This window comes from Methylocapsa aurea (assembly GCF_000746085.1).
Taxonomy (GTDB): domain Bacteria; phylum Pseudomonadota; class Alphaproteobacteria; order Rhizobiales; family Beijerinckiaceae; genus Methylocapsa; species Methylocapsa aurea.
The window spans coordinates 45987-67447 of sequence record NZ_JQKO01000008.1; the positions used below are offsets into that span (position 1 = coordinate 45987).

Below are 21461 nucleotides of genomic sequence, written 5' to 3' on the forward strand. Positions count from 1 at the left end.
GCTCAAGCGCGGTCAACGTCGCATCGACCACAGGGTTCCGCGCCGCGCCTTGGACGGAGCCGGCGCGGGCCTCCGTTGACGGAACCGGCTCAAACTGGTCTACATCCGCCGACTTCGCCAAGCTTTCGCATTTTGGACCGACGCCACGAATGACCCCTCTGACCCCTTTTGAGAACGCCTGGCATTATCGCGAGTTGATACGAGCGGTGGTGCGGCGGGAATTGGCGGTGCGGTTTCGCGGCTCGATCCTTGGCTGGCTCTGGGCCATCTTCGGCCCACTCGTGATGCTGTCCGCCTATACCGTGATCTTCTCCAATGCGGTCGGGGTCCCCGCCTCGGCGAAGCAGGGCGGGGTCGGCAGCTACGCCTTGTCGATCTTCACTGGCCTCATCGTCTTCAACCTGTTTAGCGAACTCGCTTACCGCTCTCCCGGTCTGCTGCACGAACATGCGGCGGTCATCAAGAAGTCGATTTTTCCGAGCGAGACGCTGGCCTGGACGGCGGCGATCCGCGCCTCCGTTTATGCTTTGATCAGCTTGGCGGTGCTTTTCGTCTTTGAGTTGGCGCTGACGTTCTGGCTGCCGCCGACGTGCCTGTTGCTGCCTTTCGTCGTCGTTCCCTTCTTCTTGTTTCTCCTCGGCATATCCTGGTTTCTGATGGCGCTCGGGTCGTTCACCCGCGATGTCGCCTATCTGATGATCTCGATCGTGCCGGTGTTCATGTTCGCGACGCCGATTTTTTATTCGATCGAGGATGTGCCGCCGCACCTGCGCTTCTACGTCCACTTCAATCCGATCGGAAATTATGTCGAGATGATTCGCGATGTCGTCTTGTTCAACCGATTCCCAGATGCGCTGCTTTATCTCGGGACGGTCGGCGGTTCGCTCCTCGTCTTTTTCTTCTCCTATCGATTCTTCATGCAATACAAGGCCGTGTTCGTCGATGTCATCTGATCTCGTCATCAGCTGCGATGGTGTGGGTAAGGCGTTCCAGCTTTACATGCGGCGAAACGACCAGCTGAAACAGGCGATCTTCGGCCATTGGAAGCAATTCTACCGTCAGCATTGGGTGCTGCGCGATGTCAGCTTCAAGGTTCATCGCGGCGAAAAGGTCGGCATTATCGGCCGCAACGGCGCTGGCAAGACGACGCTTTTGCAGATCATCTGCGGCATTACCCGCCCGACTCAGGGGAATGTGAACGTCGTCGGCAGGGTGGCACCAATTCTCGCGCTCGGCGCCGGATTCGACCTTGAGCTGACGGGCCGGGAAAACGCCTTGATCGGGGGGGCGATTCTCGGCATGCGCCGCGCGGCGGTCGAGGCGCGGCTCGACGCGATCGCGGCCTTCGCCGAGATCGGCGATTTCTTTTATCAACCCTTGAAAATGTATTCGACCGGGATGGCGGCGCGGCTCGCCTTCGCCGTCTGCGCCCATGCCGACGCCGACATTCTAATCATCGATGAAGCGCTTTCGGTGGGCGACGCCGCCTTCGCCGCAAAATGCGACGCCTTCATCAAGGAGTTCGCGACGCAAGGAACGATTCTCGTCGTCTCGCATGATCTCGAGCTTCTGGCGACGGTCTGCGATCGCGTCATCTGGATCGAGGACGGAGCGGTGCGCAAACTTGGGACCGCCGAACATGTCATCGCCGATTATCGCAAATCGGTCGAGGGTCGCGCGGCAGCCAAGGCGCTGCTGCTGAAGAGAGCGGCTGCGTCAAGCTGAGCCGCCAAGAGCTTCACGCGTTTTGGCATAGCTTTCAGCGCGCCGGCTGCAAGCTCAATGGCCGTCGCGCCGGAAAATCCGCGTTCTGACGTTGGATCAAGACAATCGCGGCGACGAATTCGGCGAGGATTGCGAGGCCGATCAACCAGACGAGGCGCGGATCCTGACGCACCAGCGTTTCGGCGCAAACGAGGATCGCGACATGGACAGCCGGAATCGCGCCCACCATTGCGCTCGCCGCCGCGGCGCCGCGGCCGGTCGGAGTAGCCACGCTCAAGACCAGCCCGATCGCCAACAGCGCATGGGTCAGGGCGAGCAGGGGAATGGCGAAACGCTTGGTCGCCTCGCTCATCCATTCGGCGTAGCCGCGGGGATCCCAAGCGGGGTTCGGCAAAGCGTGAAGAAATGCGCCGGAGGATAATTCAAAAAGGCCGCGCCAGCCGCGCTTGGGCAGGCCGCCGGCGCCCTGCATGTCGATCGGAATCACATATTCGTCGAAATTCGCCGTGCGCATGGTCGCCCCGCCTTCAGAGCGGGATTGAATCGAGCCTTTGCTCATGATCATCACGACGCCTTGCTCGTTGCGGCGGAATTCCGTTTCGGCGGCGGTGATGATTTGCTCCTCGTTCTTTTCGGTGGAGAATTGATGGATGAACATGCCTGACACGACATCGGCGGAGCGCCAGCGCTGGAAATACAAAGTGCGGGAGCCGTCGTCGAACGTATAGAACTGGCCCGGCTGCAACATGCGGTGATTGAGCGAATTTCGGATGACGTGGATCACGTCATGCATCTTGCCGACATTGGCCGGCGCGAAAACCGACGAGATCCAATAGCCGGCGCCGACCGCGATCGCCGCGACGCAAATGTATGGAACGCAAATAGACCATACCGAAAGCCGCACGGAATAGAGCACTGCGATCATGCCATCGGCCGACATGCGCGCGAATTCGAGCGCGACCGCAATGCCGACGGCCATCGGCAAAGCGATATAGAGAACCGTCGGCATCGTGCCCAGAAGCGCTGGCGTGAGAAGGCCGCCCCGGATCGCGGCGGCTGGAAGATGCTGGAACAGCGTCGTCATGACGACCGGAAGGCAAAGGCCCGTCTCGATCAGCAGGGCGGATAAAGCGATCCGCTTGGCAAGATAAAGGTAGAGGAGCCGAGGCATTGCAATCCTTGCATGAGGCGGCGGGCCAAGGCCGCCGCCGCGCGGGTCATGGGCTCGAGATCATATTTTCATGCGCGCCGAAGCCTGGCGCGCATAATCATGCCAGGCTTTGTCGAAAACGCGGCGGCTGGGCAGCGAAACCGCGCCGGCCCAATGGGCGAAGAAAATCCGATTGCCGGCCCAATCGAGTGGTCCGCCATCCGCGTCGAAGCGGACATTTGTCGCCTTGTAGAAACTTTCGTCGGAGGCTCCGGCCACGCATTCGGTAAGGGAGGCGATCTGCAAGCCGCGCCGATGCGTCACGAAATTGGTGAGCGGCTGAGCGAACAGCATGCCATGCTTGCGCACGGCGTGGAAGATTTTCTCATCCTCCTCGATCACGTCGTAGAAATGCTGCAGCGACAGGATCTTATTGGAGGTGAGGAAGAAACCATCGTTGAACAGCCTGACGTCGCGCAGGAAATCATATTTGTCGCGCTTTTTGTTGTAGACATATTCGTCGCTGGTCGACGCCATGATGAAATCGACCTTGCCGGGCTCAAGCTTGCCGAAGACTTCCCTCATGTCGCGAAACAGAATCGTATCGACATCGACATAAAGGACTTCGTCGAGTGGCAGGGCGAGGGAGAGGAATTTGCGCAGGCGGCGGCGATGCCCGGGAAACAAGGGATAGAGCCGGCTCGCCAGGGCGTCCAGTTCGCGCGAGTCTTCGGTGGCGAGGTGAACGCCATAGACGTCCGCCGCGCGCCGCGTCAGATCGAGATTGTCGTCGTAGGGGATGAGATAGAGCGGCGTCGCCGCATTCGTGGCGCGGTAGCTTTCCAAGAAAGGCAGCAGCCAATCGGATATTCGGTCATTCGCGACGATGGCGATGCCATAAGTCCTGGCCGCCGGAGCGGGATTTGGCGAAGAGTTGGGCGAGGAGCTTGGCAGGGGATTTGGCAAGAGATGATCCGGCGAGAGTTGATCGGGCATGGAAGTTTGGGGCATTGGCTGGGCGGGAGGATCGAATTTGGCGACGAATCTGGCGTCAACGGGGATCGGCTCTGGCGTCAACGGGGATCGGCGCCGGGCAGGGCTCTTCAGACGCGGCTGGAGCCAAGCCGGGGCTTGGCGGGTCGAAGAAGCCGGTTGAATCTTGCGTCGGCAATGCGATGGCCGGTTCCTGGTTCGCCGCGATTTCTGGCATCGCCGCAATAGGGTTGGTTGAAATCTTGCCCGATCTTAGGCTGGCGGGGACGGCGGTCCTCGCAAGATTGCGGAAGCCTTGCGTTCGCCTTGATGTACATTGATGGAAAACATGGATCAAGACCAAGGAGAAGGCGCGCCGCCGCCAGCGAACCCGGAAGGGCCGCTAAGCGGCAAGACCGTCTTGCTTGTGCATCCCGCATGGCATTCCTGCGGCAGCCATCAGGTCTTCGTCTCTCAGGCGCAGGCCTATCGCGGCCTTGGGGCCAAGGTCTTGAGCCTGGCGGTGGCCGACGCTCCGGGCGCGACCGAGGGCTCTCGCGTCCACAAGGCCTATGTCGGCGCGACGGCCGATCTTGCAGCCGACGCGCGCTATTACGCCGGCATGCCTTTGCTCTCGGTCTTGAAGCCGGATTTTCTCCGGGCGGCGAAGCTCTGGCTGCATGGAAATTTCGCGAAGATTCTGGTCGAGACCACAAAGCTCGCCGCGATCCCGCAAGCGCTCGCCGCGACGCGCCGCATCGATCTCATCCATTGCAATCACTTTTTTTGCATGCCTGCAGCGACGCGCCTTCGCGCGCCTCACGCCTGTCCGGTCCTGCTCGACACCCATGATTTGCAGGCGCGTCAATATGCCTTGCGCAATGAGGCCGGCTGGACCTTGGCCCCGGCGGCGGGTTTTGAGGAGATGCTGGAGATCGAACTTGCCGCCATGCGCGAGGCCGATGTTCTCGTCCATTTGAACGACGAAGAAGCGGCGGCCTTCCGCAAGCTGCTGCCTTTGCAGCGCCACGCCCTGCTTTATCCCGCCGTCTCCCCGGCGCCGGGCGGGCAGGGGGGGCAGGATCTCATCATGGTCGCCAGCGCCAATCGCGCCAATGTCCTTGGCGTCATCTGGTTCCTGAGCGAGGTTTTGCCTCTGGCGCCTGGGGTTCCGGTCAAGATCTTCGGCAATATCGATCAGGCGGTTCGCGCCCACGCGCCGGCCCTCTTTAGAAAGCATTCCGCGCTGTTTTACGGCCGGGTGGCGGATCTTGGCGCCGTTTACCGCAAGGCCGCGGCGATTCTTTTGCCGACCACGCAGGGACATGGCGTTTCGATCAAGACCATCGAGGCGATGTCGAGCGGCGCTCCTCTCATTGCAACAATGCATGCGTTCCGCGGCCTTGGCCTCGATCCAGCTGGGCTCGCAAATGTCATAGTCGCGCCGGACGCCGAGAGCTTCGCGGCGGCGCTGCGACGCGCCAACGCCGCAGCATCTGGGCGCGGGGCGGGGGGCGATCGGCCGCGCGCCGACACAAGCGCCGCTTATGAAAGGCTGTTTTCCTTCGAGGCCTATCGCGGGGCGCTGCGCGCGCTTGTCGAACCGCTTTTCACGTCGGCTCGTTGATATAAAGACTTGTGCATATCTTTATTGCGCCATTCCCGCTGGCCTGATATGAACCCGGCGTCCCATTTTCGGAGCCTCGACCGTCATGACCCATTCGTTCAATGATTACGCCATCACCGACATCGGGCTCGCCGCCTGGGGCCGCAAGGAACTCGCGATCGCCGAAACCGAAATGCCTGGCTTGATGGCGACGCGGGCCGAATTTGGGCCAAGCCAGCCGCTCAAGGGCGCGCGGATCGCCGGATCGCTGCATATGACGATCCAGACCGCCGTGCTGATCGAGACGCTGAAGGCGCTCGGCGCCGATATCCGCTGGGCCTCTTGCAATATCTATTCGACCCAGGATCACGCCGCCGCGGCGATCGCCGCCGCCGGCATCCCGGTCTTTGCGCGCAAGGGCGAGAGCCTCTACGACTATTGGGAATACACCCACAAGATCTTCGAATGGGGCGATGGCGGCGCGCCCAATCTCATCCTAGACGATGGCGGCGACGCGACCATGCTGGTCCATCTCGGCATGCGCGCCGAGGCGGGCGACACCGCGTTTCTCGAGACGCCCGGCAATGAGGAGGAAGAGGTTTTCTTCGCCGCGATCAAGAAGCGGCTCGTCTCGCATCCCGGCGTCTACACGAAATATGGCCAGGCGATCAAAGGCGTCAGCGAGGAGACCACCACCGGCGTCCACCGCCTCTATCTGATGGAGCGCGACGGCAAGCTGCTTTGGCCGGCGATCAACGTCAATGATTCGGTCACCAAGTCGAAGTTCGACAATCTTTACGGCTGCCGCGAGTCGCTCGTCGACGGCATTCGCCGCGGCACCGATGTGATGATGGCCGGCAAGGTCGCGATGGTCGCGGGCTTTGGCGATGTCGGCAAGGGCTCAGCGGCCTCGCTGCGCAATGCGGGCGCCCGCGTCCTGGTCTCGGAAATCGATCCGATCTGCGCCTTGCAGGCGGCGATGGAAGGCTATGAAGTCACGACCATGGAAGACGCGGCGCCCCGCGCCGACATTTTCGTGACCTGCACCGGTAATGTCGACGTCATCACCACAGAGCATATGCGCGCGATGAAGGATCGCGCCATTGTCTGCAACATCGGCCATTTCGATTCGGAAATTCAGGTCGCCGGCCTGCGCAATTTCAAGTGGCACAATGTGAAGCCGCAGGTCGACGAGATCGAATTTCCCGATGGCAAGCGGATCATTCTTTTGTCCGAGGGGCGGCTCGTCAATCTCGGCAACGCGACGGGACATCCGTCCTTCGTGATGTCGGCCTCGTTCACCAATCAGACCCTCGCGCAAATCGAGCTTTGGACCAAGCAAGGCCACTACGAGCGCAAGGTCTATACCCTGCCCAAGCACCTCGACGAAAAGGTCGCGCTTCTTCATCTCGCCAAGATCGGGGTGAAGCTGACCCAGCTTTCCCCGGCGCAGGCAGTTTATCTCGGCCTGCCCGCGAGCGGGCCATTCAAGCCGGATCACTATCGGTATTGATTTTTCTGCGCTGGCTGATGAGCAGCGGGGAATGAGTGCGAACAAGGGCCGCCTTCGGGCGGCCCTTCCTATTTGACGCCAAGGGCATAGCCCAACTGAAACCTACGCTATGATTTTCCAGAAAATTAGCGCCGAGCAAGATCGCAACGGGCCGACTCAGCCCATTTGGGTGACTAGAGCATGATGCCGAAAAGTGGAAACCGGTTTTCGGACGACATCATGCTCTAACTTTTTGATGAGAGGCGGATTTAAGACTTTGGACGAGATCGCGTCGCGATTCCGTCCAAAGTCATCCGGCTCTAGGCCAATAGGCGAGTGGCGCGGTGGTCTCAACGCACAAGGGAAGGAAGTATTCCGCTCAGGCTTGATAGATGCATTGTATGTGCGAAATTCAAAACTCATGCGCGTGGCGAACGCCTCTCAAGAGCAAGGGTTCTTGAGAATGGCGCGAGAGGCGCCGCCTGATTTGAAGGCAGGTGCCGGTGCGCGTTGAGAGGGAGTGGACAATGAGCACGTACGGAAACGCGGCGTCCATCTTCCAACTGGCTTTTGGATTGAACGCGGCTCTGCCGACCGTATATTTTGCATATCGACGAGCGCATGATTCCTTGGCTAGGCACTTGGCGGAGGAAATGAGCAGGATCGATCCATCTCTTGAGTTTGGCGAACGTGAGTTGATCGTCGTGCGGCATTACGTGCGATACGGATTCCCCGCAATGCGCAACACCCGTCCGTTAGGTCTTATTATCGCCGGACTATTTGGCGTCGCGGTATCACTATCTCTTATCGGATTGGTTCTGTCCGCCGTCGATCCAACCGCGCCGCTGGATAATTGGACGGTAGTCTTGTTCTCGGTGTTCGCGTTGGTCTTTTGCCCAGTCGCTGGAATACTATACAATTTGCTGATGTCATACAGCGAGAAACAAATATTGATACGACTAGATAAATCTTCTATTTTAGGCTTTATTGATCCGATAAAAAAGTCGCTGACCATGGAGGAGTTGCGCAGAGAAATGAAAAATATGAGACGGGAGATACAAGATTATGCGTTTAGAATGCAGCAAGATGAATTCAGCATGGCGTGGCGGGATTTCAAAATAGATTTGCGCAAACGATTCGAGAACGTACGCAGGGTGTTCAGACGATAATTTGTACAACGCCATCATAATATCGAAATGGTTCAGCTGTCGATCGCCCGTAGCGCCGCCGAACAGCCACGACCCACCCGAAGCGGCCTATCCCGTGCGGGGAAAAAGAATGTTGCACGAAAGTCAGCTGCTTGATTTTTAAGGGCTTTTTTGGTGCATAATTCTGCTGCGAAGCGCAGCTGCGCATAGGGCTTCTCCGCGCCCCTACACCCCGCCTTCCTCGCAAACGATCTTCCATTCCTCGTCCGTGACCGGCTGCACCGAAAGCCTGGAGTTCTTGACCAGCATCATGTCCTTCAGCCGAGGGTCGGCCTTGATCGCCTCCAGCGTCACCGGCCGCTTCAACGGCTTGACCGCGCGGACATCGACCATGCCGAATTTGCCGCTGGGGTCGCTCGGATCGGGATAAAAGAGCTTGATGACCTCGACGATGCCGACGATCTCCTTGCCTTCATTCGAGTGATAGAAAAAGACCTGATCGCCAAGCTGCATCGCCATCAAATATTGCTTGGCGGTATGATTGCGCACGCCGTTCCAGAACGTGCCTTTCTCGCCCGCCTCGACCTGGTCCCGCCAGGACCATTTGTTCGGTTCGCTCTTGATCAGCCAATGCGCCATCGGTGTCCGTCTCCATTCCCGGCGGAGGCTAGACCATTTTCACCGCCTCCGGAAAGAGCGCCGCGGGTTGCTTAGTCAAGTATCGTGAGTTCGGCTTTCGAGGGGCGGGCGAGCAAGGTCGCGATGGCCTCGTCAATGCCGATCCGCTCCGCCAGCACGGCGTCGACGGCGGCCGCGATCGGCATTTCCACGCCTTTGGCGCTGGCGAGATCGACAAGCACGCCACAGGTATGCGCGCCTTCGACAAGGCCGCCGCGTTGCGCGGTTTCGGCAATGGAGCGCCCGCGCCCAAGGGCGACGCCAAAGGCGTAATTGCGCGATATTGGCGAGGTGCAGGTGAGCACCAGATCGCCCAGTCCGGAAAGGCCCATGAGCGTGCCGGGCTCCGCGCCGAATGCGTGGCCGAAACGGATGAGTTCGGCGAAGCCGCGCGCGACGAGGGCGGCGCCGGCGCTGGCGCCAAGGCCGCGTCCGGCGGCGATCCCATTGGCGATGGCGAGAACGTTTTTGGCCGCGCCGCCGATCTCGACGCCCCTTATGTCGGTGGAGGAGTAGAGGCGAAACCAGGGCGCCGCGAGCATGGCCGCGAGCCTGGCGGCGAGATCGCCATCTTGCGCGGCGAGGGTGACCGCGGTCGGCAGGCCCTGCGCGACATCCATGGCGAAGCTCGGCCCCGACAGGACCGCAGGCGGATTGTCCGGCAGGACCTGCGCGACGACGTCGCTCATGAACAGGCCGGTCGCGTGCTCGATGCCCTTGGCGCAGACGATGATCGGCGCGCCGGCGGGCAGATGCGGCGCGAAGGCTTCCAGCGCGCCGCGCAGCGCCTGCGCCGGGACAACGGCGAGGACCGCGTCCGCGCCCGACGCCTGCGCGAGATCGACGGTTGGATGCACATTCGAGAGCAAAGGGACGCCGGGCAGACGGCGCGCGTTGACGCCGGTCGCCGCCATCTCGGCGACATGGGCGGCGTCGCGCGCCCATAGCGCAACCTCGACGCCCGCTCCCGGACGGGCGGCGAGATTGGCGAGAGCGGTCCCCCAAGCGCCAGCCCCCAGAACCGCGATCCGGCGATTGCGCTCCATGGCCATGAATTCCTTCCCCGCTTTTTCGCCTTCCTCGCGGGCGCGCGCCTTATGCCTTGCGACAGGAGGGAAAGCTTGCTCTACCTTAACGGTATTTTTTTGTCTTTCGCGCCTATTGTGCGGGGTCGGCGATGCGTGCCGGCTCAACCTAATGGCAATTTATCCATACCCTTGAATTGGCGATTTCGCGACGAGGTTTTCGTACGCGTAGAGGATGGAGGCAATCGAATGGGCGGCGCTCTTGTTGCAAATTCTTTCGCGCGTTCGCCCGCCATGATCGGCGGTCTCGCGAGCGTCGCGACAATCCCGGCGCATTTTTTTCTCTCAAAGCTGCAGTCGGAGCAATTCGCCTGCGTGCTCCTTGCCGCCATTGGCGCGATTTACGTCGGTTTCGCCCTGCAGCGCGGCAGCCTGTCGCAAATCGCGACGGAAATCGCCGCAGCCTTTGGATTCCTGGCGGCGGCCCTGGCCGGCTTGTGGCTCAACGTCTGGATTGTTCCGATCGCCTATGTCCTGCATGGAGCTTGGGACTACGCGCATCATCAAGGATCAAAGCTTGTAACGATACCGGTCTGGTATCCGCCTTTTTGCGCGATTTATGATTTCGTGGCTGCCCTGGGTTTGGCGGCGATGTGGACTCTGCGTGGCTAAAGCATGATTTGGAAAAGTCAGAGTCTTTGGTGGGGCCCCGTGCTTGAGGCGAACCGGGGAAAAAGGCTAGGGTTCCCGCTCAACGCCCCCGCAAAGGGCTCAAGCGCCAACAGGTCATATGCCCCTTACTTCCGGCGAAGCGACGATGAGCGAGGCGATCGCCTTGCCCGGCCCGCACCGCTTCGGCGTCCAGGTCTATTACGAGGACACGGATTTTTCCGGCGTCGTCTATCATGCGTCCTATCTGCGTTTTCTGGAGCGCGGCCGCACTGAATTTCTACGCGCGCTCGGCATTCACCATAAGGCGATCTTCGCCGGCGGCGGCGCCGAAGGCTTCCATTTCGTCGTTCGCGCCATGACGCTCGATTTTCTCAAGCCGGCGCTGATGGACGATGCGCTTTTGGTCGAGACCAGGACCCAAGCCATTGGCGGCGCCTCGATCGAAATGGCGCAGGCGATCTTGCGCGGCGGCGAATCGCTTGTGACCGCTAAGGTCAGAATAGCCGTGGTCTCAGGCGGAAGAGCGCGCCGCATCCCGGCGGAGATACTGGCCAAGCTCAAGATGACGTCGCCAAGAGAACTGTAACTGTGGCGGGCGGACGCCGAGGGTAACCGGATATTAACCTCGATCGAGGCTAAAGTCTGCGCTCATAGGCGCCGGCGAATTGGCGCAAAGCCCCAGAAATGACCGATTTCCGGCCCAAGATTGGCTTTATGACAATGCGGCGCCAATGCGCCGCGATCGGCCGGCATCGAGAGGACTATTAGAAGATGAATCCTACCGACATCGCTGCTACGGGACTGGCCGCATCCGGATTGGCTTCGGGCGCCGAAGTCTCGCTTTTGAGCATGTTCTGGTCCGCCCATCTCGTGGTCAAGCTCGTCATGATGGGCTTGCTTGGGGCGTCGGTCTGGTGCTGGGCGATCATTATCAACAAAGTTCTTCTTCTGCGGCGGACGCAGCGCGCCATGGCCCAGTTCGAGGAAGTGTTCTGGTCGGGCGCCTCTCTTGATGAACTTTATGGCACCTTGTCGTCGCGCCCGACGACGGGAATGGCCACCCTGTTCGTCGCCGCGATGCGCGAATGGCGGCGCACCGTGCAAGGCGCGGGCTCCTCTTTCATGGGGCTGCAGGCGCGGATCGAAAAAGTGCTGGATGTTTCGATCGCGCGGGAAGTCGAGAAGCTTGAGTCCAATCTCCTGGTGCTGGCGACGGTCGCCTCGGCCAGTCCCTTCATCGGACTGTTTGGGACGGTCTGGGGCATCATGTCTTCGTTTCGCTCGATCGCCGCCTCGCGCAACACCTCGCTCGCGGTCGTCGCGCCTGGCATAGCGGAAGCGCTGTTCGCCACCGCGATCGGGCTTTTCGCGGCGATTCCGGCGCTGATCGCCTATAATAAATTGCAAGGCGACGTCGCCAAGAAACAGGCGCAGCTCGAAGCCTTCGCCGATGAATTCTCCTCGATCTTGTCGCGTCAAATCGATCAGCGCGCCAGTCACGATCAGGCGGCCTAGAGCATGGTCCCCGAGGCGTTGCGGACTTCTCGGGTGAAGTCGTGCGCCCGACAAAATTGATAGTGAACAGACCGTTTCGCCTTGAAGCCATCCTGTTCCAACCGACGGCGGCGCATTTTCGATCGATGAGTTGGCGTCTATTTCGCCGGAAAATGCTTTGAGGCAGCGCGCGGGAGATTTTGAAAATGGCCTTATCTGGAGTTGCAGCGCGCAGAGTCGGGCGCCGGCGGCGCGGCGTGCCGCGCTATGGCGCCATGGCCGAGATCAATATGACGCCTTTCATCGACGTCATGCTGGTCCTCTTGATCATCTTCATGGTGGCGGCGCCGCTGCTCGCGAGCGGCGTGCCGATCGACCTGCCGCAGACCAAGGCCTCGGCGCTGAACATCGAGCAGAAGCCGCTCTCCGTCGCGGTGGACGACAAAGGCCTCGTCTATGTCATGGATCAGCCGGTGCCCGTCACGCAGCTCGCCGATAAATTGAAGGAAGTCGCCAAGGCGGGCTTTGACGAGCGCATCTATGTGCGCGGCGCCAATGCCGTGAATTACGGCAAGATCGCCGAAGTGATGTCGATCATCACCGCGGCCGGATATAAGAAGGTCGCGCTGGTCACCGATCCGAGCAAGAACTAAACGGCAATGTCGCTGCGCGGAAATCCAGGCTTAGCGATCTCGAGCGGCATCCATCTCCTTTTGCTCGCCGCGCTGCTGCTTTCCTTTTCGCATGCCCCGCAATTCGAGGATGCGCAGGAGAGCATTCCTGTCGAAATGGTCAGCGATAGCGAATTCAATCAGATCATGAGAGGCGAAAAGACCGCGCCCAAGCAGGCAAAGCCGCTGCAAAGGGTCGAAAAGCGCGCTGAAATCGCCGAATTGAAGCCCCATCCGGCGCTTGCCGAAGCCAAGATGGATGCGCCTGCGCCGCCTTCGCCGCTGAAGCGCGAGCCGGATCCCGGCCATGACGTGCCGAAAACTCCGCCAACGCCCCCCGAACGCAGCGCGGCGCTGCCGCCGCCGCGTCCGGCCGAGGAGCCTGTGAAGCCCGCCGCCAAACCCGAGCCCGCTAAGACGGCCGCGCCGCCATCGCCGCCAAAGCCGCCGCCGCCCGAGTCAGCCGAAGCGATCGAGCCAAAGCCGGTTCCCAGGCCCAAGCCTGATCCTAAGGTCGAGCCGAAGCAGGAGCCTGTGGCGGAACAGAAGCCAAAGCCGATCGAGAGGCCGCAAAAGGCCGAGCCAAAATTCAAACCGGATCAATTGGCGAAACTGCTCGAGCAGGAAAAGCAAAAGGATCCGATCCAGAAGCCCGTCGAAAAGCCTGCGCCGAAGCCGAAATCTGGAGACGAGGCCAATGAATCGAACCAGAAATTCGATCCGGGCGACATCAGCAGGTTCTTGACCAAGGACGCGCCGCAACGGAAAGCCTCGACCGGACGCGAGTTGCAGCAAGTGGCCTCGCTGGGCTCGCCGACCGCGAACGCGGCCAAAATGTCGCCCTCGCTCTGGGGCCGGCTTGATGGTTTGCTGCAGGAGCAGTACAAGCGGTGTTGGAATTTTATCGGGCTTGGCGCGCAGAAAAAATACGTCCCCGAGATTCATGTTCAATATGCGCAAGATGGCGCGCTGATTGGCCAGCCCGAGTTGCTCAATCCGCCATCCGATCCCAATTTGCGCAATCTCGCTGAAAGTGCGATCCGGGCGGTGCGGCGGTGCGATCCGTTGCAAATCCCGGCTCAGTATCAGCCCTACTACAATGAATGGAAAGGCCGGATCGTTCGCTTCGATCCGGAGGAAATGCTGTGAAAACTTTTCATTTTGCGCCGCGCGGCGAAGCCAATCGCAATTCCAGCGGGATTTTGGATCTTACGCGCAGGTCCGCCATGGCCTTGTCCGCCGGAGCCCTTTCCGCCGCTTGCCTTGGCGCTGGGCTCGGCCCCGCCTTGGGCCAGGACCGCTATCTCGATGTGCGGCGATCGGCCGAGTTCAAGCCGATTCCGGTGGCGGTGACGGCTTTTGCCGGCGACGCAGCGGCGGCGGCTCAGTTGACCGGCATTGTCACCAATAATTTCAAGCGCTCCGTCTTTCTGACGCCGCTCGATCCCAAGACTTTCGTCGAGACCATCGCCAACCCCGACCAGGCGCCGCAGATGGATTCCTGGCGCATGATCAATGCGCAATTTGTCGTGACCGGGCGCACCAGCCGCGGCTCGGATGGGCGGCTGCAGAGCGAATTCCGGCTCTGGGACGTCGCCACCGGCGCGCAGGTCGCCGGCCAGCAATATGTTACCGACCCCAATAATGCGCGCCGGGTCGCGCATATTATCTCGGATGCGATCTTCTCGCGCATCACCGGGGAGCAGGGCTTTTTCGATACCCGCGTCGTTTTCGTCGACGAGACCGGGACGAAAGAGAACCGCCGCAAACGCCTTGCGATCATGGACCAGGACGGCGCCAATGTGCGCTATTTGACGCGCGGCGACGATCTCGTGGTCACGCCCCGCTTTTCGCCATCCTCGCAGGACGTGACCTATATGTCCTTTGGCGCATCTGACCCGAAGGTGCTCTTGCTGAACATCGAGACCGGCCAGCGCGAGGTGGTCGGCAATTTCCCGGGCATGACCTTCGCGCCGCGGTTTTCGCCCGATGGGCAGAAGATCGTTATGTCGCTGGCGCAAGGGTCCGCATCGAACCTCTTCACTATGGATCTGCGCTCGCGGACGACGACGCGCTTGTCCGATTCCAGGGCGATCGACACCTCGCCCTCCTATTCCCCGGACGGGACGCAAATCGCCTTTGAATCGGACCGCGGCGGAACGCAGCAAGTCTATGTGATGTCGGCGAGCGGCGGGGCGCCGAAGCGGATCACCTTTGGCGAGGGACGCTATTCAACGCCGGTCTGGTCGCCGAAAGGCGATTTCATCGCCTTCACCAAGCAGAAGGGCGGCACTTTCGCCATTGGCGTCATACGGCCGGATGGATCAGGCGAGCGGATCCTGACCGATGGCTATCACAATGAAGGCCCGACCTGGGCGCCCAATGGCCTCTACCTGATGTTCTTCCGCGATCCAGGCGGGCAAAGCGGCTCGAAAATCTACATGGTAGATGTGTTCGGCCGCGGCGAGTTCCTCGTGCCGACGCCAAGTTTCGGCTCCGATCCCGCCTGGAGTCCGCTGCTCAACTGAATCCGCGGTAGAGCGCTTTCGGTTTCGGCGGACTCAGAAGGCAGCTCTAGGTCTTTTTTTGTCGCATTTTCTTAACGCGAACCGGCATCCACTTCGCTCGAAAATGCCCTATGGCGCCTGATCGGAACGCGCTCCGTCGGTCCGCTCCCCGGATGGATTGACCAGCGCGGCGACAGGTCGCGCGGTTAGAACGCTTGCCGGGAGACGCGCGAGGTCCGGATGGGGGGCTCCGCCAGGCAGGATCGGCGACAAGATGGCCAAGCGGCCCTAATGCCGCCGTCAACAGAGGGTTAACCATCAGGCGTGATTGCTCAAATGCAACGCTTTGAGGCAAGCTTCGATCAAGGTTGACGGAACCTTCCATTAACCACCGGGGGATAGGACAGGTCATGTCCTGCGATCACACAAGGAGAAAAGGGATGAGCTTTCTCAAACGGTTGGGCGAATTGAAATTCGCCGCCGTGCTGGGCGCCGCCCTCGCGATTGCCGGTTGCGCCAAGACGCCGACCGAAGATCCGGCGGCGCTTGCCGGCGGCGCCGGCTTTGGCGCAGGCGGTTCGCGCGCGGCCGCTCCTGGCAGTCCGCAAGATTTCGCCGTCAATGCCGGCGACCGGGTTTTCTTCGACAGCGATTCCAGCGAACTGAGCCCAACCGCGCAGGCGACTTTGGATAAGCAGTCGCGGTGGCTGCAGCAGTATAGCCGCTACACATTCACCGTCGAAGGTCATGCCGACGAGCGCGGCACGCGCGAATATAACTTCGCCCTCGGCGCGCGCCGGGCCGAAGCCACTAAGGAATATCTGGTCGCCCGAGGCATTCCGGCGGCCCGGATTCGCACCACCAGCTATGGCAAGGAGCGCCCCGTCGCGGTCTGCAACGATATTTCCTGCTGGTCGCAAAACCGCCGCGCGGTCACGGTGCTCGGCGGCGGCCAGTCCTGATCTTATCGGGCGAGGGAACTTGCGCCCCTTGGCGTTTCCTCCCTTGTTCCCAGCCCGCAACTCGAACCGGCGCCCCTCCATTCAGGCGCCGGTTTTTTTCGTGGCGGGTCGCCTGATCCCGGCCTAAAATCCGATTTCATGAGCTTAACCATTTATCATAATCCCTCCTGCGCCACCTCGCGCAAGGTCCTGGGCCTCATCCGCCAAGCCGGGATCGAGCCCTTAATCGTTCCCTACCTGAAGGAGCCGCCTTCAAAGGCGGTTCTGTTGGATCTTCTGGCGCGGATGAAGCTGAAGCCGAGAGCGATTTTGCGCCGACGCGGCACGCCCTATGACGACCTCGGTCTTGCCGATGAGGGACTCTCGGACGCGGTTTTGATCGATGCGATGCTGAAATACCCGATCCTGATCGAGCGGCCGATCGTTTCGACGGAGTCCTTGGCGATGCTCTGCCGTCCGCCCGAACGCGTCTATGAACTGCTCCCCGCAGGCCCGCAAAAGGAACAAGTCAAGGCGGGACAAGCCAAGCCGGTCAAAAGCGATAGGAAAGGGTAGGCCGCTTTGGCTGGCCGCGCCGCGGCACGGGAGCTATGCCCCTACGCCTGAGGAGGCGTCAAGCGGACGGTGCAGGATTCGCGCGGGAGCCGTCTTCAATTGACCGCGCTTTTTGGGCTCAAAACAGCATTGTGGCCGCCCCTCGCTCCGATTGCGGGAGCGAAGGGCGGCCACGAGTCTTAAATCACATGCGGACCTTAATCGAACCTGGCTTTGCTTTAAGCCTGCGGCTGGGGCTCCAATCCGCCAGGCCCCGACTTCGGACGAACGCCGACACCGGCCGTCGGCACAGCGGATCCACGCTGCGCCGCTGAATCGTCGCCAGTGTCGCGCACCGGCTTGCGACCCTGCAAGAGACCCATGATCTCGTCGCCGCTAAGGGTCTCATATTCGAGCAACCCTTTGGCGAGCGCCTCGAGATCGGCGCGCTTCTCGGTGATGATGCGCCGAGCCTCGGCGAGGCCCATTTCGACAAGCCGGCGCACTTCCGAGTCGATCTTCTGCGCCGTCTCCTCGGAAATGGTTTGCTGCTTGCCCATGGAATAGCCAAGGAAGACTTCATTCTCCTGGTTATCGCCATACATCACGGTGCCGAGCTTGTCGGAAAAGCCCCAGCGCGTCACCATCGCGCGTGCGAGCTTGGTCGCCTGTTCGATGTCGGATTGCGCCCCGGAAGTGATCTGGTCCTTGCCGAAAATGATTTCCTCCGACACCCGGCCGCCCATGCAGACGGCAAGACGCGAGGTCATCTGTTCATAGGTCGTCGAGAGCTTGTCGCGTTCGGGGAGCTGCATGACCATGCCGAGCGCCCGGCCGCGCGGAATGATCGTCGCTTTATGCACCGGATCGGTGGCCGGGACATTGAGGGCGACGATGGCGTGGCCGCCCTCGTGATAGGCGGTCAGCATTTTTTCCTGCTCGGTCATGACCATGGTGCGGCGCTCCGCGCCCATCATGATCTTGTCCTTGGAATCCTCGAACTCCGCCATCGTGACGACGCGCTTGCCGCGCCGCGCCGCGAGCAAGGCGGCCTCGTTGACGAGGTTCATGAGATCGGCGCCCGAAAAGCCCGGGGTGCCGCGCGCGACCGTCCGCAATTCGACGTCTGGCGCGAGCGGAACCTTGCGGACATGCACTTTCAGGATGCGCTCGCGGCCAACCACGTCGGGGTTCGGCACGACGATCTGGCGATCGAATCGGCCCGGGCGCAGCAGCGCCGGGTCGAGCACGTCGGGACGGTTGGTCGCGGCGATGAGGATAATGCTCTCGTTCGCCTCGAATCCATCCATTTCGACGAGCAGCTGGTTCAAGGTCTGCTCGCGCTCGTCATTGCCGCCGCCAAGACCGGCGCCGCGATGACGGCCGACGGCGTCGATTTCATCGATGAAGATAATGCAAGGCGCGTTCTTCTTGGCCTGCTCGAACATGTCGCGGACGCGGCTCGCGCCGACGCCGACGAACATCTCGACGAAATCCGATCCGGAGATCGTGAAGAAGGGCACATTGGCCTCGCCGGCGATGGCGCGCGCCAGCAAGGTCTTGCCGGTGCCGGGCGGACCGATGAGCAGGACGCCCCGCGGAATCCGGCCGCCAAGTTTTTGGAACCGCTGCGGATCGCGCAGGAATTCGACGATCTCCTGGAGGTCTTCCTTGGCTTCGTCGACGCCGGCGACATCCTCGAAGGTGACCCGCCCATGCGCCTCGGTCAGAAGCTTCGCCTTGGATTTGCCAAAGCCCATCGCTTTGCCTCCGGCGCCCTGCATCTGGCGGGACAGGAAGATCCAGACGCCGATGATGGCGATGAGCGGCAGCGCGTTGACGAGCAGAGTCAGCAGCCAATTATTGCCGTCAGACGGCGGCTTGGCCGAGATCGACACGTTTTTCTTATAGAGACTCTGCACCAAAGTCGGATCGTTCGGCGCATAAGTCGAGAAAGCGCGATTGTCGGTGAAATGGCCGGTAATCTCATTGCCCGAGATCGTGACCTCGCGAACATGACCTTGGTCGACCTCATTCAGAAGCTGGCTGAAGGTGATGTCTTGCGACGGCGCGCGCTGACCGGGGTTCTGGAACAGCATGACCAGCGCGACGACGAGCAGGATAATGATTACCCAAAGCGCGAAATTTCGGAAATTCGGATTCATTTTCATTCCCGCTACAGGCCGATCTGACCGGAAGGCCGGCCGCCCATTGAAAGAAAAACAACCCCACAAGAGAGGCATTCTAAGCAATGTAGGCTTCGTCCTCATTCTTGCCAAGGGGGCCGTCTTGCTTGCCAACGGCTAAGTCTTGATCGAAGAGATGCGGCGCTCCGCGTCAGATTGCGTCCGATGGCGGTTTTTTGGGGCCCGTCAGGCCGCGGCGGCGCGCTTTCTCCCGTTGAATGGTCAGGGTCCCGTCGGCGCGAAGCCGAAGCGCGGCGCCTCCTAATGTGGAGGCGAAGGAGACGCCGGATTGCAGCGCCTTGCGTAAGGCCAGCGTGAGCGCCTCAAGCCGGTCGAGACGCAGAGGCGGTCCGACGTCGTCCAATGCTTGGGCCTCAATGGCTTGAATCTCAAGGGAGAGAATGCGCAGCAAAGCCTCCTCCGGCTGGGCCGCGAGGGAGGCGATATTGGCGCGGAAAAGGCCGGGCTTGCGCTCCGCCTCCAATCCAGCGCGAAGGAATCGCGCCTGTTCCGCCAGCGCCGCTTCTGCCCTGGCGGCGCGGCGGCCGAGCCGAAGCAAAGCCGCGCCATCGAGGCCTTGCGCGGCGAAGAAACCGCTGAGCGCGCGCATCCGGGTCCGGGCGTAAGCCGGATTCCGGTTCGATGGATCGTCGAGAGAGGGATGCGCGCGCGCCTCGCAAAAAGCCAGAAGCTCCGCTTTGGAGCGATGCAGCAGCGGGCGCGAATGGGTGAGGCCGCTGCGCTCGCGCGATCCGGTCATCCCGGCGAGGCCGGCAAGGCCGCTTCCGCGCAGCAGCCGGAACAGGATGGTTTCCGCCTGATCGTCGGCATGATGCGCGGTCGCCACAATATCCGCGCCGATCCTGGCCGCATGGGCGAAAAGAAGATCGTAGCGCGCCTGCCGCGCGCGCTCCTGAATCCGCGAGCGTTGCTTTGCGCCATCCCAAACGAGAATCTCGTGCGGCAGCCCGAGCGCCGCGGCCCAGGCCCCGACCTGCTCAGCCTCGTGGCGCGAGCCCTCGCGCAGGCAATGATCGACGGTTGCGACGCGCAGCGGCGGCGCGGCGCGCGACTCGGCCCAGGCCGCGGCGAGGAGCATCAAGGCCACTGAATCCGGCCCGCCGGACACTGCGAGGAGGATGCCGCGCGCATCTTCCCAAGAGCGGAACAGCCGCGCGATCTCCGCCCCGCCAAACGGTGTCTTGAACGGCGCGGCGCCAATCGGACCTTGGTCGGCGCGATCAGAATTTTGGTCCTCGTTCGCCGGACCTAACATTGCGCGCGCTTGGCCTCCCGCTCGGCGCCGGCCTTGATCGAGGCGGAGGCGTTTGGATATTTGCGCCCGATTTCGCCAAATGTCGCGCAGGCCTGTTCCTTGGCGCCGAGAGAATAGAGCGACTGGCCAAGGCGCAGCAAGGCTTCGGGCGCGCGGGGCGCATTCGCATATTGGGTCGAGATCTTCAAATATTGCTCCGCCGCCTCGCGCTGGCGGCCGCGTTGAAAGTAGGTTTCGCCAAGGTAATAGGTCGCGTCGGAAATCAGTTTGGATTTTGGATTTTTCTTGAGGAAAGCAATGAAGCTCTTTTCAGCGTTTTCATACTCTTTCTCCTTGTAATAGCCGAGCGCGATTTCGAACTCTTCTTTTACCAGGTTGACCGGCGCTCCTGCGATGACAGTGCCGCCGGCGGTGACGGCGCCGCCGGGCGCTGTGGCGACGAGGGGAGAACTGTCAGGCGCCGGCCGTGCGCCCAAGGCAGGGGGAGCGGCTTGCCCGCTCCGGTGCTTGCTGCTTGGGAGGTCGAGCGGCGCATCGGGATCGCTTGGATCGAGTCCGGCGGCCGAACGATCCAAGGGCCCTCGCCCCGTGCTCCCGCCTGAGCCAGCGGCGCCGAGCGGGGTCGAGGCTTGGCTTCCGAGCGGACGCGGCGCTCCCGGCGCGGTCGGATCCTCGGAGGGGTCGAAAGCATCGCCGCGCCGGCTCGGCCGCGCCGGCGTCGCGGTTGAGGGAGTGGCGGGCAAAGGGGCCTCAGCGAGGGATTCGATGCTTGGTTCGGGCGCTTCGCTGCGCTTTTGTGGAGGCCTTGGCGCGGAGGGCGCCGGAGTCGCGCCATGCCCGCCGGCATCCTGGAAGCGGAAATCGACATCTTCCTGGAATTTCTTGAGCTGTTCTCCCAGCTTGCGATTCTCGAACTGCAATTGTTCGATCTGTCCGTTCAACTGGCGCATCTGGTTTTCCAACCGGTCGATTCTAACGAGCAGACCCGCCGCGTCCTGCTGCGGCCGCCCATAGCGATAATCGCCGGATTCGCCAATGTCGGCGGGGGGGACGCCAAAGCCTTGCGCGAGCTCGAGACGCATCGCCGGCGATTTTTCCGCGCGGGCGGGCGGCGCCAACCCGGCCGCCAGGGACGCGATGCCGAGCAACAGGATAGCCGTCGCGACGGTGGGCAGGGGTCTGTCGAAAAACGTCATGAGGCGGCGTTCCTGTCAAGTGAGCGAGATTGAGGATATGTGAACGCTTTCGGCGAAATGCGATGAAGCGCTGCAATTCTTGGCGATTGGCTTCGAGATTAACGGAAAGATCGCTCAATCGACGCAGCGATCAAGCGATCTTTAATTAAATGCGATCAGTAATGGTT

20 protein-coding genes are annotated in these 21461 nt (G+C 61.5%); 13 read left to right on the top strand and 7 right to left on the bottom strand.

The window, feature by feature from the left end; translation table 11 throughout:
• The first annotated feature begins 149 nt into the window (after positions 1 to 149).
• Positions 150 to 953, top strand: a complete 804-nt coding sequence (locus tag DL86_RS05765; protein ID WP_036259269.1) for an ABC transporter permease — start codon at positions 150 to 152, stop codon at positions 951 to 953.
• On the top strand, positions 943 to 1725 hold the full coding sequence (locus DL86_RS05770) for an ABC transporter ATP-binding protein (protein WP_084572734.1): 783 nt from the start codon (positions 943 to 945) through the stop codon (positions 1723 to 1725). The genes DL86_RS05765 and DL86_RS05770 overlap by 11 nt, the downstream gene beginning before the upstream one ends.
• A 34-nt stretch (positions 1726 to 1759) precedes the next feature.
• Here DL86_RS05770 and DL86_RS05775 read toward each other — a convergent pair whose 3' ends face one another.
• Together DL86_RS05775 and DL86_RS05780 are read right to left on the bottom strand one after the other, a co-directional pair.
• Complete coding sequence (locus DL86_RS05775) at positions 1760 to 2896, bottom strand: LptF/LptG family permease (RefSeq protein WP_036259270.1); 1137 nt, start codon at positions 2894 to 2896, stop codon at positions 1760 to 1762.
• A 60-nt stretch (positions 2897 to 2956) separates the two neighbouring features.
• Complete coding sequence (locus DL86_RS05780; RefSeq protein ID WP_036259519.1) at positions 2957 to 3871, bottom strand: hypothetical protein; 915 nt, start codon at positions 3869 to 3871, stop codon at positions 2957 to 2959.
• A gap of 325 nt (positions 3872 to 4196) precedes the next feature.
• Between DL86_RS05780 and DL86_RS05790 the strand changes: the two genes are divergently transcribed.
• The 3 genes from DL86_RS05790 (at position 4197) to DL86_RS05800 (ending at position 8114) form a co-directional block, all read left to right on the top strand.
• A complete protein-coding gene (locus tag DL86_RS05790; RefSeq protein WP_202899167.1) occupies positions 4197 to 5474 on the top strand; it encodes a glycosyltransferase in 1278 nt (425 codons plus the stop codon).
• 85 nt (positions 5475 to 5559) lie between these two features.
• Entirely contained in the window at positions 5560 to 6966 is a 1407-nt protein-coding gene (gene ahcY, locus DL86_RS05795; RefSeq protein WP_036259273.1) for an adenosylhomocysteinase, read from the top strand.
• Between the two features lie 506 nt (positions 6967 to 7472).
• Positions 7473 to 8114 carry a hypothetical protein gene (locus DL86_RS05800; RefSeq protein ID WP_156964497.1) on the top strand — a complete coding sequence of 214 codons (642 nt, stop codon included), beginning with the start codon at positions 7473 to 7475 and terminating at the stop codon, positions 8112 to 8114.
• Positions 8115 to 8318: 204 nt separating this feature from the next.
• Here DL86_RS05800 and DL86_RS05805 read toward each other — a convergent pair whose 3' ends face one another.
• Both DL86_RS05805 and DL86_RS05810 read right to left on the bottom strand, forming a co-directional pair.
• Positions 8319 to 8732 (bottom strand): EVE domain-containing protein, encoded by a 414-nt coding sequence (locus tag DL86_RS05805; protein WP_036259277.1) that lies wholly within the window; start codon positions 8730 to 8732, stop codon positions 8319 to 8321.
• 71 nt (positions 8733 to 8803) lie between these two features.
• Positions 8804 to 9817 (bottom strand): NAD(P)H-dependent glycerol-3-phosphate dehydrogenase, encoded by a 1014-nt coding sequence (locus DL86_RS05810; RefSeq protein ID WP_036259521.1) that lies wholly within the window; start codon positions 9815 to 9817, stop codon positions 8804 to 8806.
• Between the two features lie 228 nt (positions 9818 to 10045).
• Here DL86_RS05810 and DL86_RS05820 point away from each other — a divergent pair, with 228 nt between their 5' ends.
• The 8 genes from DL86_RS05820 to arsC all read left to right on the top strand — a co-directional run bounded on the left by DL86_RS05820 (position 10046) and on the right by arsC (position 16657).
• Positions 10046 to 10468 (top strand): DUF6010 family protein, encoded by a 423-nt coding sequence (locus tag DL86_RS05820; RefSeq protein ID WP_051952792.1) that lies wholly within the window; start codon positions 10046 to 10048, stop codon positions 10466 to 10468.
• Between the two features lie 145 nt (positions 10469 to 10613).
• The gene (ybgC, locus tag DL86_RS05825) at positions 10614 to 11054 is read left to right on the top strand and encodes a tol-pal system-associated acyl-CoA thioesterase (RefSeq protein ID WP_245276264.1); all 441 of its coding nucleotides are present in this window, start codon (positions 10614 to 10616) and stop codon (positions 11052 to 11054) included.
• Positions 11055 to 11239: 185 nt separating this feature from the next.
• A complete protein-coding gene (gene tolQ / locus DL86_RS05830) occupies positions 11240 to 11983 on the top strand; it encodes a protein TolQ (RefSeq protein ID WP_036259284.1) in 744 nt (247 codons plus the stop codon).
• A 185-nt stretch (positions 11984 to 12168) separates the two neighbouring features.
• Positions 12169 to 12615 (top strand): ExbD/TolR family protein, encoded by a 447-nt coding sequence (locus DL86_RS05835; RefSeq protein ID WP_036259287.1) that lies wholly within the window; start codon positions 12169 to 12171, stop codon positions 12613 to 12615.
• A gap of 6 nt (positions 12616 to 12621) precedes the next feature.
• The gene (locus DL86_RS05840; protein WP_036259290.1) at positions 12622 to 13782 is read left to right on the top strand and encodes a cell envelope integrity/translocation protein TolA; all 1161 of its coding nucleotides are present in this window, start codon (positions 12622 to 12624) and stop codon (positions 13780 to 13782) included.
• 77 nt (positions 13783 to 13859) lie between these two features.
• Positions 13860 to 15161: a Tol-Pal system beta propeller repeat protein TolB gene (tolB, locus tag DL86_RS05845; RefSeq protein WP_036259524.1), complete on the top strand. Its 1302-nt coding sequence runs from the start codon at positions 13860 to 13862 to the stop codon at positions 15159 to 15161.
• Between the two features lie 419 nt (positions 15162 to 15580).
• Entirely contained in the window at positions 15581 to 16102 is a 522-nt protein-coding gene (gene pal / locus DL86_RS05850; RefSeq protein WP_036259292.1) for a peptidoglycan-associated lipoprotein Pal, read from the top strand.
• A 138-nt stretch (positions 16103 to 16240) separates the two neighbouring features.
• On the top strand, positions 16241 to 16657 hold the full coding sequence (arsC, locus tag DL86_RS05855; RefSeq protein WP_051952794.1) for an arsenate reductase (glutaredoxin): 417 nt from the start codon (positions 16241 to 16243) through the stop codon (positions 16655 to 16657).
• 218 nt (positions 16658 to 16875) lie between these two features.
• Here the strand turns inward: arsC and ftsH are convergent, their stop codons facing one another.
• The 3 genes from ftsH to ybgF all read right to left on the bottom strand — a co-directional run bounded on the left by ftsH (position 16876) and on the right by ybgF (position 21294).
• Complete coding sequence (gene ftsH / locus DL86_RS05860) at positions 16876 to 18801, bottom strand: ATP-dependent zinc metalloprotease FtsH (protein ID WP_036259529.1); 1926 nt, start codon at positions 18799 to 18801, stop codon at positions 16876 to 16878.
• 172 nt (positions 18802 to 18973) lie between these two features.
• Positions 18974 to 20098: a tRNA lysidine(34) synthetase TilS gene (tilS, locus tag DL86_RS05865; RefSeq protein ID WP_036259294.1), complete on the bottom strand. Its 1125-nt coding sequence runs from the start codon at positions 20096 to 20098 to the stop codon at positions 18974 to 18976.
• Complete coding sequence (ybgF, locus tag DL86_RS05870; RefSeq protein WP_051952796.1) at positions 20092 to 21294, bottom strand: tol-pal system protein YbgF; 1203 nt, start codon at positions 21292 to 21294, stop codon at positions 20092 to 20094. The genes tilS and ybgF overlap by 7 nt, the downstream gene beginning before the upstream one ends.
• Between the last annotated feature and the right edge of the window lie 167 nt (positions 21295 to 21461).